This window comes from Ruegeria sp. HKCCA6837, assembly GCF_013034475.1.
Taxonomy (GTDB): domain Bacteria; phylum Pseudomonadota; class Alphaproteobacteria; order Rhodobacterales; family Rhodobacteraceae; genus Ruegeria.
On record NZ_WQGD01000038.1, the window covers coordinates 1 to 12,020 of the forward strand.

13 protein-coding genes are annotated in these 12,020 nt (G+C 52.5%); 5 read left to right on the plus strand and 8 right to left on the minus strand.

Annotated elements, in window-relative coordinates; translation table 11 throughout:
• Window positions 1–206 (plus strand): hypothetical protein (locus GOV91_RS22615; RefSeq protein ID WP_217352056.1); only part of this gene is annotated, 206 nt, incomplete at its 5' end.
• 128 nt (window positions 207–334) lie between these two features.
• On the opposite strand, the gene GOV91_RS22055 is transcribed toward GOV91_RS22615, so the two are convergent.
• A complete protein-coding gene (locus GOV91_RS22055) occupies window positions 335–1,126 on the minus strand; it encodes an SdiA-regulated domain-containing protein (protein ID WP_170782362.1) in 792 nt (263 codons plus the stop codon).
• A 320-nt stretch (window positions 1,127–1,446) separates the two neighbouring features.
• On the opposite strand from GOV91_RS22055, the gene GOV91_RS22060 reads away from it, so the two are divergent.
• Entirely contained in the window at window positions 1,447–2,205 is a 759-nt protein-coding gene (locus tag GOV91_RS22060; protein WP_171237078.1) for a hypothetical protein, read from the plus strand.
• Here the strand turns inward: GOV91_RS22060 and GOV91_RS22065 are convergent, their stop codons facing one another.
• The 6 genes from GOV91_RS22065 to GOV91_RS22090 form a co-directional block, all read right to left on the minus strand.
• Window positions 2,206–3,147: a metallophosphoesterase gene (locus GOV91_RS22065; protein WP_171237079.1), complete on the minus strand. Its 942-nt coding sequence runs from the start codon at window positions 3,145–3,147 to the stop codon at window positions 2,206–2,208.
• On the minus strand, window positions 3,137–4,570 hold the full coding sequence (locus tag GOV91_RS22070) for a hypothetical protein (protein ID WP_170465779.1): 1,434 nt from the start codon (window positions 4,568–4,570) through the stop codon (window positions 3,137–3,139). The genes GOV91_RS22065 and GOV91_RS22070 overlap by 11 nt, the downstream gene beginning before the upstream one ends.
• Window positions 4,571–5,354: 784 nt before the next feature.
• Complete coding sequence (locus GOV91_RS22075; protein ID WP_170493938.1) at window positions 5,355–5,528, minus strand: hypothetical protein; 174 nt, start codon at window positions 5,526–5,528, stop codon at window positions 5,355–5,357.
• Window positions 5,529–5,929: 401 nt separating this feature from the next.
• Complete coding sequence (locus GOV91_RS22080; RefSeq protein ID WP_170782357.1) at window positions 5,930–6,544, minus strand: hypothetical protein; 615 nt, start codon at window positions 6,542–6,544, stop codon at window positions 5,930–5,932.
• Window positions 6,545–6,599: 55 nt separating this feature from the next.
• The gene (locus GOV91_RS22085; RefSeq protein WP_171237080.1) at window positions 6,600–6,899 is read right to left on the minus strand and encodes a hypothetical protein; all 300 of its coding nucleotides are present in this window, start codon (window positions 6,897–6,899) and stop codon (window positions 6,600–6,602) included.
• Between the two features lie 363 nt (window positions 6,900–7,262).
• Window positions 7,263–7,562, minus strand: coding sequence for a hypothetical protein (locus GOV91_RS22090; RefSeq protein ID WP_170782355.1), 300 nt, complete (start codon window positions 7,560–7,562; stop codon window positions 7,263–7,265).
• Window positions 7,563–8,132: 570 nt separating this feature from the next.
• Between GOV91_RS22090 and GOV91_RS22095 the strand changes: the two genes are divergently transcribed.
• The 3 genes from GOV91_RS22095 to GOV91_RS22105 all read left to right on the plus strand — a co-directional run bounded on the left by GOV91_RS22095 (window position 8,133) and on the right by GOV91_RS22105 (window position 10,013).
• Complete coding sequence (locus GOV91_RS22095) at window positions 8,133–8,648, plus strand: DUF805 domain-containing protein (RefSeq protein WP_170380108.1); 516 nt, start codon at window positions 8,133–8,135, stop codon at window positions 8,646–8,648.
• 74 nt (window positions 8,649–8,722) lie between these two features.
• Window positions 8,723–9,493: a hypothetical protein gene (locus tag GOV91_RS22100; protein ID WP_171237081.1), complete on the plus strand. Its 771-nt coding sequence runs from the start codon at window positions 8,723–8,725 to the stop codon at window positions 9,491–9,493.
• Between the two features lie 37 nt (window positions 9,494–9,530).
• Window positions 9,531–10,013: a hypothetical protein gene (locus tag GOV91_RS22105; RefSeq protein ID WP_254440767.1), complete on the plus strand. Its 483-nt coding sequence runs from the start codon at window positions 9,531–9,533 to the stop codon at window positions 10,011–10,013.
• 262 nt (window positions 10,014–10,275) lie between these two features.
• On the opposite strand, the gene GOV91_RS22110 is transcribed toward GOV91_RS22105, so the two are convergent.
• Window positions 10,276–11,661, minus strand: coding sequence for an IS1182 family transposase (locus tag GOV91_RS22110; protein WP_171237083.1), 1,386 nt, complete (start codon window positions 11,659–11,661; stop codon window positions 10,276–10,278).
• Between the last annotated feature and the right edge of the window lie 359 nt (window positions 11,662–12,020).

Sequence of the window (12,020 nt, forward strand, 5' to 3'; positions counted from 1 at the left end):
TAACCGAGTGCTGGGATGCGATGTCCCAGGTTTGGGCAATGCTACTTCTTGGAACCGATGCAGTTGCCAGAAGAGTGCAAATGATCGCAAAAACAACCGAGCTGAATACGCGCATTTTTGACAACCTTAAGGTGATTGTGCATGTTGAAGCCCAATGTTATTACGTGGTTCGCATGTGTGAACCTGACGCTATTCGAATATATTGATGGGTGATGTTTTTAAGAAACACAGCGAACAGAGCGCAGATTTACTTAATACGCTGCACATACGACGGCGCTCAATTACACAACCCCGCATTTTAACCATTAAGAGTAGAGAACTAGTAGGACAGTCCTCACAACTCCGGTTGCTCAAAAACATAAAGCCGCGATTTCTTAGCATCGTCTGTCAGGATATAGAGAAGCCCTTTGGCCTCATCGAGAGCGATTCCTTCGGGATGTTTAACTTCCTTTTGTTTTCCATCTTCTGTGAACATCAAGCGGATAGGCTTCACGGACTTGGACTCTGGATTGTAGACGAAGATCTGACGGCTTTTGTCACTCACAATCCAAAGAGAACGTGAGGATCGGGACCATGCCAGGCCACTCAAATCCAGTTCATCATCCTTTACGCGATCAGACATAAAACCAGATTCGCGATCCAAAGGGATGATTTCCTCAATCTCAGTCAGCTCTGGTGATAATACCAACAACAGCCGCGGCTGACCTTCGATAACCACGAATACTCGGCCGGTGTCCGGATCGACGGTGATGCCCTCAGGTCCCTTGTTCAATGGATTGCCGACGAGCATCTCAGCAGCGGCAGAGTAACCCTTGAGGGCAGCAAGTCGAACTGTTGTCAGTTGAATGGGGTCGGTCGGGTGGAGGACTAGAATTGATCGATCAGTTTCCTGAAGCACCAAAACAGACCCATCTTTTCGTGATACGACACCCTCCAGATCTGATCCCGACGACGAAGGCAGCTTGAAAGAGTTTCCCAGTACCCCGTCTATTCCAAGTAGGTGCAGTTTAGGTTCAGCGTCGCTGACTGACCACAAGAAGCCCTCAGCGTTGGACAGAGACAATCCGGAAGGCTCCGAGAAGCCGTCCGATTTATCCGCCACCTTGAAGGAGTCGACGAGTGTCAAGCCAGGACTCTCGGCATGGGCGAGCTCGCTCCATGCCAGAAATGCAACAGTAGCGCTTGCAAATGAAGCCAGTGTCCCAAGCTTGAGGAAGCACCGTGAAAACCCAAGTTTCGACCGAGGCAACTTGTGTTCTGACATTGGATTTTCTCGCGCTTGGACCATATCCACGTATCAGCGTTCGTATCACAGTCCGGATGCGATGTCCGAAGAATGCACGGAAATCTCTTTACCTTATCCCGCCTGTTGCGATTGAATTGAATGGGGCACGATGTGCATTTGGTGAAGCGTAAGCCTTCGAAGTGAGCAGGAAGGAAGACAAGTTGAACAAGACTTTCCCACTCATGGCCGTGCTATTGATGGTGCTGTTGCCAGGCGCTGCGGTGTCACAAGTCGACCCCGCGACCATGTTGGCCGGTACTTCGGAGTCAGAAGTACTTATCGAACGACGTTGGATACAGTTTCGGGGCAAACAGGAACTGTATTTCTTTACTTTCGACGTCATCGTAACTGTCATATTGACTGGACTGATCGTTTATCACCCTGTGAGGCGGAGAGCCCGCAGAAGTGTCAGTGATATCATGATGCCGAGGCTGTTCTTCTTATACGCGCTTGTCGGCATGGCGGTTGGATTCTTGGTAGTCCAGCACGGATCAATGATCGGGTTCGTGATCTTTGGAATAGGAGCCCTGTTGAGGTTCCGATCAAATATGGATGACCCGGTCGACACGGTGGAAATGATTATAGTGACCGTGCTTGGGCTCGCGGTAGGGCTGGGCTTGCCCTTGATGGCCACACTGGTGGCGGTTGTATGTTGGTGTTTCATTTGGCTCGGTGGGCGGAACAAGGGCGTGGAAATTTCGCTCAAGGCTTCAGACGAAGAGCATTCATTGAAAGTCAGCGGAGACATTGAAGCCATGGCCGCAGACGCTGGCTGGAAGCTGGTCAGAAAACACCACGTTCCTGGCAAATCTCGCGTTTCTTTGCTATTCATTACCTCGGGCGGACTTTCAGAAGCTCGGATCGAAGAGATGGTAAACGATCTGGTCCCTGAAAAAGTTGAGCTGAAACTCAACCTCTAGTCATTTCACAAGGTCTAAGCGCTTCAAAACCGCATTTGGGGATCTGATCTCTTTCGGGAGCGACTTGAAGTTTACCGACCTTTCGAAATCAGGCCCTCGATATACCGCTATCCCAAACTCTCCGTTCGGCTGGAACGTAACATGAGTGAAGCTGTGAGGTGATCTGGCGCTATCGCCAATAAGCCGCCGCGGGCCACCCCCCAAACAAGCTTGAGAGACATAAGCCACACCGTCTTTCCAACCGGGGTAGAAGGCATGATGGTGGCCTGACAGATGCAGAACTACGCCGCTTTCCAGGTAGATTTTTTCAAGTGTCGGGTCACCGATGATTTCGCGTTCGCGCTTGATCGCGAAGGGCCAAAGCGGAAGATGACTGAAAGTCACAATCGGGTCTCCATTTGCACCCAGTTCCACAAGTCGGTCCTGTTGATCACCGGATAGCGGCCCTAAGGTCGTAGCATCCAAAGATGCAAACGTTACGCCCTGCATCTCAAACGCGTAGAAGAACGGGTAGTCATCCGAAACCAGGAAGTCGACGTCTGGTTTTCTTGGTTCCCATTCTTCTGCGTATATTTTTCTTTCGCGCTCGAACCCTCGGTAAGCGGAGGCGTCATGGTTTCCAGGCGTGACCGCAAACGGAATTCCGGCAGCCGCTAAAGGATCTGATACCGCCTCATGAAACGCCTTCCACATTTCCCTGACCTGTTTGTCGGACAAGTTGGGAATGCGCTGTCCCGCAACCATATCTCCGGTCGAAATAACCAAATCGGGATCAATCTCGACTATCCGCTCAATCGCCTTGTCGACGCGGGCATCGTATTTTACAGAACCATAGCTTCCATTCAGATCCGATATGACGATGACATCCAATGCCGCCGCTTTGCAGGCGAGCAGAGCGGTCCAAATGAACACCGCAATAAGAGCAGAACACCTACGGTTCATAACAGTCCACAGCCTCTACCTCGGTGCCGTTTCTCAAAAAGAATACGACAGGATCCAAGTCGAACATCAAATCGCCATTTGAACAATTGCTCTGGAGGATGGACGTTGCCAGCGCAGTATTTTTGACAACTTGTGCAATCTGACTGTCTGATAACCCAAAGCTTTGCGATAGCCAGTCATAGACCGGGCCTTGGGTTTGAAGGTCACTATTCAATGTAACCAAGCGCCGGTACGTGCTTGGAGAGAAGTGGCGAATTTTCTCCAGCATTTGAGTGGATTTCGCGAAGTTGGCATACTCGACACGCCCGCCGGCATCGTTGTCGTTTAGATTGCTGCGACGGATCAATAACGCGTCGGCGGGAACGTCTCCATCGTTTGGCTCATGGTGCTTGGCTTTCTTCTGCTTCAGTTTTCCGTCTTCGACCCAATACCAATAGGGTGTGAAGTCTATGTTTCCTACGCGGTCCTGCTGGCTAAAGATGAAATCGAGGAGAACAATCTCGGTAAGTTCTTGCATCCAAAATGCCATCTGTTGGTCGCTGACATCGGGGCCGAGATCCTTGTTGATCATCCGGTCTCTTCGACCTTCCCTGACGCCCTCTATAATGGCCTCTGGCAAGGGTTTTGAAGAACGCAAAGCCAAGAAAGCAGGAGTTTCCTGAAAATCGCGGTTCTGACCTTTCCCCCAACCAGATTTACGGGTGCCGTTGATTTCCGAGCCGTATCGATGCCCAGGGCTATCAAGCAGCACACCGTATATTTGCGTTCGATCTGCGGTGAACAGATCGTCGGTTGGCTGGTATGAGTTCGGGTCAGCATCCGCAGCTGCGAAGACCCGCCAGCCTTCGTGGTTCATGCGCCCGCCATGAGAGCCACCAGAAATCGCAAGGCCAGGCTCGGCGACCTCGGAAAAATGCGCCTGGGCGTCCATGCTACGCCAAACGGCGACTGGAACTTTTACAGTCGCGTCGAAATATCTGGACAAATGATAGTAAAGCAGTGAAGACGTGGAAAAAGTTCCACTGGTGCCTTTTTGGTTCATGGTTGACTTGAATTTAGCCACCCTGTCCTTGGCCAGATCTTTTGCCGCCTTCCCCTCCTTGCAAGCGTTTCTCTCGAATTCAGAACGGTTCCCCACGTAAGGTCCTTCCGAAATATCGTAGACGGCCATTCCTGGGCTGGTGCTCCAGGTTTTTGGGCAAATGGCAATTTCAGAGGCATAGAAATCGATCTCGCAATAGGCCGTTTCTTCCTCAAGATCGCTTTTTCGATACTCGCCCGTTGGAACTTTTTCGATCCGAATGCAGCGTTCCGTAACACCATTGGGACTATCAAATGTCGTGGCTTCACCGAGAACATCGTCGCTCGCCCACAAGACAGTGGGTGTAATGAAAGCAAGTGACCCCAGAAGATTGAACTTCATTTGGATAGTCCTCCTGGTATCATTTAGGGCAAATCGCTGTCTGTTGTTCGGTGGAGATTTTTAACTTTGGGTCGACACTGAAGTTGGAGAACTTTGAGTCAATCCACTTGTCGCATCCGCCTGAACAAGGCGCCCCGTTTCGGGCATCATTCCAATATTCCTTGGCCCTTTCTTCCGTCCAACCGCAAAACTGAACGAGCGCCATTGCCGACAATGCACCCGAGGAATGAACGCCCCACATGCAGTGTACCAGAACAGGGCCCTTTCCAGGGTTTTCAATCACCTCGTGTATGGACGCCATGACAGCACTGGGTCGGGAGGATCTGGCGCTTTGATAGTCGAAAGATCCGTTTCCGCAACTTGTGCGGCCGTATTCGGTGTTCTTGCCGAAGTCTGCGTAAAACCCGGTTGAAAACCCTTCATCGCAAAGGGTCTCGCGTTGAACTTTACTCAGACCCGTTCGATCCTTGTCGCCGCCTTTGAAACCAGAGCGATACAATACTCCGCTTAAGACTGGGCGAAAGAAAGCGACGCCATCAACACCTCCGTCACCACCCTTTGAAAGCATTTGACTGTTGCTTGGGCCACCGTTTCGACTGGTTACGTCAGAATTCGCCGCGGTTGCCAGAACACCAATGAATATGAGGGACGTCAAAAACCGCATGCCAGCTCCTTCCTATTTTTCAGCCTGTTATGCTCAAACTCTTCCCACTTGGTAATCTATTGGAGCGGCTCATTCTCAGCAGCCGTATCAAGTGCGGGATAGACTTTCCGACCTGAAGCTTTAAATCGGCCACACCAGATTGATGATAAAGACGACCACGAAGTAGGCCAGAAAAACTTTCCAGTTCCATTGGTGTTTGCTTTCTTCGTTGATCACGCCGGACGACTTCAATGCCAGGTTTGTGACAATCAGAGCGACAACGATGACCGCCGCATGTGCCAGATCAAAATGCATACTAGTGCTCCCTATTGCGGATGTTAGATCGATGAAAATGTGTCAGCAGTCACCTGATGGCAGCATAGCTACATCTGAGTACCTTCCCTCAGATGTTGTGATCCGAGCACATGCACCAGTATCCGTGTTAAACCAGTACGAGGTGAGCCCTTCGCTTCGGATGAGTTCAAATCCGAGACTCTGGATGCCCATTTCAGCCTGTCCCGCTCTTGCCCCTTCAAATGACGAAAGATCGCTAGGGCTGCCCACAGTTGGTGCACTTGCATCCACTGATCCGCTACTCTCGTCGCATGCTACAAGCGCAGTAATACACGTCGTGCCGATCACCAATAGGACCTTGGGATTCATCTGTGTTTCCCTCGCTTTTTTGGACTAGCGTTCAAGGGTTTCTGATTGATCACCTATTCGATTCCGAAAATGACGTTGTAGTCGACGGAAGAGTTGCTGCGATTGATAACCTCCACAGCATGATCACCGGATTGCCAAAGCTGTCCTCGATACTCCTTGTCCGCCGACATCAATCCCAACAGTTCAGAACCATCGGGGTTACGAATGACGTAGTCCAATGATCCATTTCGCGGAGCAACGCGGACGTAAAGAAACTGTTCGTTCTTTGCACCGAGAAGGTATTGCTGCGACGCTCCGGGCGCGAGTTGGCCGACAAGTTCAGCGCCAGTGGAGCCGGCATCGAATTTGACACGTTGGCTACCGGTAGAACCGGCGGCGCCTGCCATGGCGCCACCGCCATCATCCATCGCCTCGACAACCGACATCTCGCCAATGCTTCCATCCTTGTACGCGATACAGCGCCAGAGTGTTCCGCCTGCGTCACGTAGCATGACGAGCGTACCCGCTTCCGAGAACTCTGAGCTTTCAATCGTACCTGATTGACCGTCTGGTCCTCCAACCTGCCGCAAATGATCAATACACGCATCGTCGGCGTCTGACATGGCCAGCGCGGCTGTTCCGCTGATCGCAAGTACAGGAGTGAGAAGGTTCATTAGGCTACGTTTCATAAGCAGGTCCTCTTTTCGTCTATCCTTGATGTTCTGTTCCTCGTGGGCAGGAACCTTATTTCGCATCCCTCAACTTTGATAGAAATTCATCACATGCCTGTGCGCTGCCGACGACCTCGTCTGTCGTTTCAATTCCTTGCAGTGATGCCATCTCGGAATTTACGCGATTGAGGATCTGATCCGCTTGCTCGGGGGTGATCAGGTTCTCTGCTTGTGCTCCTTTCAATGTGGTGCAGACACCGGCGGACAAGCCTGTCGCAACGCCGACACCCACCGCGGCCCCGCCACCTAAGGTCATCGCCCCAACTACGCCGAGGACGAGCCCGATCACAATACCCAAGATCACTTTTCCCATGTTTTCCTCCCTTTTGGTGAGAATAAGCGCGGCTTTCACTACCGGCGCAAACCATGTGCCCATCTGCAAATCAAGACCAGCGCTAACAGGTTGAGCACCGGTGCGAGCGCCGCGAACCACGGTTTCGCCGACTCTGAGATCGAGTCCGCTACAAGTATCCAAGGTAGTCCCAACGGCAGAAGGAACACCCCGGACAAAGGGTCTCTTTCCTGTCCCAACCAGCCAAATGTGCCCGTCAAGAATGCAATCAACGCCAACAGGTAAAGTATCGCGAATACAATGATGGTGGTTCTACAAACCAAGTCGAGCCTCAGCAGATCAAGCCAGTGCTGCGCAGCCGTTTTCGGCTACGCAGCAGACTGGTCACAATGCGCCTTCGTCGCCCAGGAACTCGATACCAGCTGTCGCGCCATCACTGTAGGCAATGCAGTTCCATGGAGCACGATCCTCACCAACACCAACAGTGACCTGTGTTCCCGCCTCGCTAAACGCAGATGAGAGCACCACGACTTGCGAATTGTTTGTTGTATTGGCTACATCTCGCAAACACGCCTGCTGAGCGGGTGTGAGCTCGGCTGACGCGCTTGATGTACTCGTATCGTCGCAGGCTGCAAGCAATGCGAAACAAGTTGCGCCGGCAATCATCACCATCTTTTTAGACATTTTCTTCTCCCTCTGGTTCCCTTGAAATTAATGACATTAGATGCGCTTGTTTGAATCTCTCGTGTCTGTGCAGCGAATAGAACATAAATCGATCCTGTGACTATCTTGACCAAAAGATGCCGCAGGGGCTTGGTTGGCGGAACGATTTTTCGTTGACTACCGAGACCGCCAACAACGCGTGATGGCCGAATGGCGCCGCTGGAAAAAGCTAAAGCGAACTCTGGTGGGAGGGATAGTTCGTTAAGTCTAAGCATCGCGTCCTCCCAACGCTCGATCATTGTAAATCGCCTTCCGACCGCCAGCACTCACTCCAGCGGCCGGTAGGGCCCGACAAATCGGGCGACAGCGACAACAACGGAGGTAAAATGAAAGTTGTGTCGAATTCGCATGTTTGAATCTTATTTTTCATAAATCAATATTTTTTCCGCGCGTAAACTTCATTACGCTCTCGTACGATAGGCTTCTGCTTTCAAACAAAAAGGTAGGTGGGAGCACCCACAAGGGCGAAGGCGTGCTTTTGGGTCCGCGAGGCGTTCTGAGGCCGCACAGAAATTAAGAAAGGATTGAAAAATGGGATTTGGTGAAGCCGTTAAAACGTGTTTCTCTAATTACTTCCAGTTCTCCGGTCGGGCTATACGCTCAGAATACTGGTGGTTCTTCTTGTTTGTGGTTCTCGTGAGTGCTGCTTTGGCTGTGCTGGACACCATCTTATTCGGGACCAACCCCGAAACAGGGCAGGGATCACGGGTTCTGTCCTCTGTTTTCCAACTGGCGGTTCTCATACCAATGCTGGCCGCCGGTTGGAGAAGGCTGCATGATACAGGACGACCTGGCTGGTACTTGCTGCTGCCGATGGCGCTCAGCATTACAACGCTTTTTGTTATGTTGGGTGGGGTGGCGTTCTTTTCGGTATTGGAGCAAGGGACCGAAAACCCCGATGCATTGCGAGGACCTGCGGCCGTCCTGGGCGTGACCGGCATTGTTGTTGTCTCAATTCTTCAATTGGTTCTGTCCATCCTGATGATCTGGTGGCTGACGCGACCTTCCCAAGAAGGCGCAAACGAATACGGCGCACCTGTTTCCTAACCTTGTTGCCCGGGTAACGGGCCGGACACTCTGGCTTAATGACAATACGAACCACAACACCATGGAGAGAGAAAATGAGTTTCAAAACGATTTCCATTGGAATGCTACTGATGGCCATGGCGACCACAGCATCAGCGGAGTGGTCGTTCAGTTCCGGGCCTAACCCCAATGCTTTTATTCAGACCGGAAACATGACGCTGGAACTTCAGTGTAACCGTATCCGCTTTGCTCCGGCTGGATATGAGGACAGCCAGGATATTGTGGACAAGCAGGGGCTCTCCATTCGATTTTTGAAGAACGGCACCACCGAAGTTGGCGCATTTCAGGTTGGCGCCGAAAACGCTGACGTGCAGATCGTCGACAATTATCCTGTCGAGGTTAGTTTCAATAGCCAGCAGGATTATGGTTTTGTACTGGACCAACTTGCGGCCAATGCTTCAGTTAATCTGTCGATGATTGATCAAGATGTCAGCTACGGAATCTTTGACTTGAAAGGTTCCAGCGCGGCAATTCAGTCCCTTCGTTCAGTCTGCGATTCAGGTGCTAGCCAGGGGGCCTCCTACGAACCCCCAGAAGGCATCGTCTATTGTGGTGGCGGAGCGGTAGAGCGAGTCATCGAACCCGTAATTTTGGACAACCCGGAGGGAGAATGGGACGCGCGAGTAACGGTCAACGGCGAGTCGATCAGAGCCATGACGGCCTACAGTTACTTCGGAAACTATGAGCCGCCCGCCGGATTTGTCGTTGCCCTGCTTGGGGAAGACAGATCCGAGTTTCTGATTTTTAGCGAAGGCTCGGCAAACTGGCTGGAGTACGGGGACTACAGGTATGATCAATGTAATTGATCCCACCCTCCAACCGGCTTCCCAAAGAGTGCGTCAGATGAAATGTTTGGTCGCCGGGATTGTGCTTGCTTCGGGCCTTGTTTGGACCTCACCGGCTGTTGCGGCTGATGTTTCGCAACTTCCGCCCGGTTTGCAGGCGAAGGTTGATCTGGCGGCACGAACCTGCGCTGAGTTCAACGACGGTCAGTTTGACTTAGATTGGGGTGCGGTTGAGAGGGTCGATCTCGACGGAGATCTACAACGCGACTGGGTTCTGAATGAGTCTGGTTTCGCGTGTTCAAGCGCCGCATCTCTTTATTGCGGAACTGGCGGATGCATGTCGCACTTTTGGATTAGTGAAGAGGTGCACTCCTTGCTTAACCAAGGCTGGACGGTCGTTGATTTTGGGCGTCAACGCGTTGTTGTGGCAGATATTCATGGATCCAATTGCGACGGAATAAACCCGACGCCTTGCGTCACCGCCAGTGTTTGGGATGCGGAAGCAAAGACGTGGCGCTCGTCTGCTGGTGATTGGGAGTAAACTGTAATTGGGCACCGCAGATAAGCCTGAGAGCCTGTATGTTCGATGGTTTCTCAGTGGCATGCAAACTTGTGGGCAAACTTCCAAGCTTTTCTTTTATGAAATCAATGTCAGAAACGCAGCGTTATGAGCGCACCCACATCCGGTCTCGGAAATTGCAACGTCTTGTTACGAAGGTCCGCTTTGGGCTCATTCTGTTGAAAAATAACGTGTTGCTGACGCAGAAAGTGATGAGCTGAACAGAGCGCGAGCGCCTTTCTGGTCAGGCTTTGCGCGTTTGCTGCGGTGCAGGAAAGATCTTCGCCAATTTGCGGAGGTTCTGGGCGGTGGCGGCGAGCAGGAATTCGTCATTTGCGCCGCATGGTCCTCGTAATCGGAGCCGTCCCAGGCCGAGAATGCGTTTGAGGTGTGCGAAGAGCATCTCGACCTTCTTTCTGAGCTTCATCGAGATGTCGTATTGTTTGGTCTTTGCGATGTCGCGGGCGACCTGACGGGCGTCTTCGTGTTCTTCGCGGGTGATCTTGCGCGCATCTGCGTTCGGGCAGCACTTGGCCCTGGATGGGCAGGCCTGACAGACCTCTTTCAGTGCACGATAGCGCGCCGTACCCTTGCCGGTCGGGCCCCGGTTCGGGTCTGAGTAGTTGCGACGGAATTGCTTAAGGGCGTGACCTTCAGGGCAGATGTATTGGTCGTTTTCTGCATCCCACTCGAAGTCAGCGCGGGTCCAGGTGCCGTCGTTGCGCCCGGACTTGTCGAAGACCGGAATGTGCGGGGCGATGTTGCGGTCGACAAGCCAGCCCAAGAGCGGCCCGGTGCCATAGGCCGTGTCCGCGATCAAGCGCTCCGGATGTAGATCGAACTTCGCTTTCACGCGGTCCAGCATTGTCTTGGTCGATCCGACCTCTGCCTGCCGGATTGATCTGGTGCCTTCCACGTCGACTATAACCCCGTGATCCGTGTCGATCAGGTAATTGTCGGAATAGCTGAAGAAAGCAGGACCTTTGCGGGCCGCGGTCCATTGGCTGGCAGGGTCAGAATGCGAGGTGAACTTGGGCTGCACCTCGCTCGCAGCTCCGAAAGCCGCCTCATCCAGAGTGTCGAGATATTCGCGGACCGCACGAGGCGCTTCTTCTGGATCGATGGTTGATGCATCCCATTCTTCCTTTGGCGTTGAGTTTTGTTTGTTTGCATCGGCTTCGATCAAGCTGGCATCGATTGCCATGCGCTGACCGCTGACCAGACCTTCTTCGATGCACCGCGCGACAGTCGTTTCAAACAGGTGACGCAGAAGCTCACTCTCCCGGAAACGCCCGTGTCGGTTCTTGGAAAACGTGGAATGATCCGGGATACGGTCGGTCAGATCGAGGCGGCAGAACCATCGATATGCCAGGTTCAGATGCACCTCTTCGCATAGCCGTCGCTCAGAGCGAATGCCGAAGCAATAGCCGACCAGCAGCATCCGGATCAGCAGTTCAGGATCGACCGATGGACGACCAGTGTGGCTGTAGAAATCCGCGAGATGCACTCGAATGCTGCTCAAATCGACAAAGCGATCAATCGAGCGCAGCAGGTGCTCTTGGGGAACGTGGTTCTCCAATGAGAACTCATAGAACAGCGACGATTGCGCTTCCAGCTTCGGTCCCATCATCGCCAATCCTCCCGCCCATTGGAAGAATTGAATCAGCAGTTCATGCGTCGATCAAGGAAGAGTTTTTCAACAAAATACGCCCATCTTGACCGCCTTGGTTTCTGCGAACTCTGACTTCTCGTGCCCGCAGCGAAGGTCCGTAAGGTCGGCATTCTGCCCGTTCGTGACAAAAGCTGCATCGGTCGGGAAGGGCTCAAAGCCGTCATCCGACGGCATTAGCGATTAGACCGGTTTGTGGTTGCGAGCGGTCATTGGGGCCGCTCTCAGGATTGGTCCGACATCGGCCCTCCCAGTACTATTCAACGAGTTTTCAAGCTCAACTCCGAGATCCTACCGTCGCCTGACCCTCTCTCGATTAC

Bases quoted from the DNA above. Each gene is read 5' to 3' on its own strand.
- GOV91_RS22075 (WP_170493938.1), bottom strand. From the start codon at position 5,528: ATGCATTTTGATCTGGCACATGCGGCGGTCATCGTTGTCGCTCTGATT.
- GOV91_RS22070 (WP_170465779.1), bottom strand. From the start codon at position 4,570: ATGAAGTTCAATCTTCTGGGGTCACTTGCTTTCATTACACCCACTGTC.
- GOV91_RS22110 (WP_171237083.1), bottom strand. From the start codon at position 11,661: ATGATGGGACCGAAGCTGGAAGCGCAATCGTCGCTGTTCTATGAGTTC.
- GOV91_RS22065 (WP_171237079.1), bottom strand. From the start codon at position 3,147: ATGAACCGTAGGTGTTCTGCTCTTATTGCGGTGTTCATTTGGACCGCT.
- GOV91_RS22100 (WP_171237081.1), top strand. From the start codon at position 8,723: ATGAGTTTCAAAACGATTTCCATTGGAATGCTACTGATGGCCATGGCG.
- GOV91_RS22085 (WP_171237080.1), bottom strand. From the start codon at position 6,899: ATGGGAAAAGTGATCTTGGGTATTGTGATCGGGCTCGTCCTCGGCGTA.
- GOV91_RS22105 (WP_254440767.1), top strand. From the start codon at position 9,531: ATGAAATGTTTGGTCGCCGGGATTGTGCTTGCTTCGGGCCTTGTTTGG.
- GOV91_RS22080 (WP_170782357.1), bottom strand. From the start codon at position 6,544: ATGAAACGTAGCCTAATGAACCTTCTCACTCCTGTACTTGCGATCAGC.
- GOV91_RS22090 (WP_170782355.1), bottom strand. From the start codon at position 7,562: ATGTCTAAAAAGATGGTGATGATTGCCGGCGCAACTTGTTTCGCATTG.
- GOV91_RS22095 (WP_170380108.1), top strand. From the start codon at position 8,133: ATGGGATTTGGTGAAGCCGTTAAAACGTGTTTCTCTAATTACTTCCAG.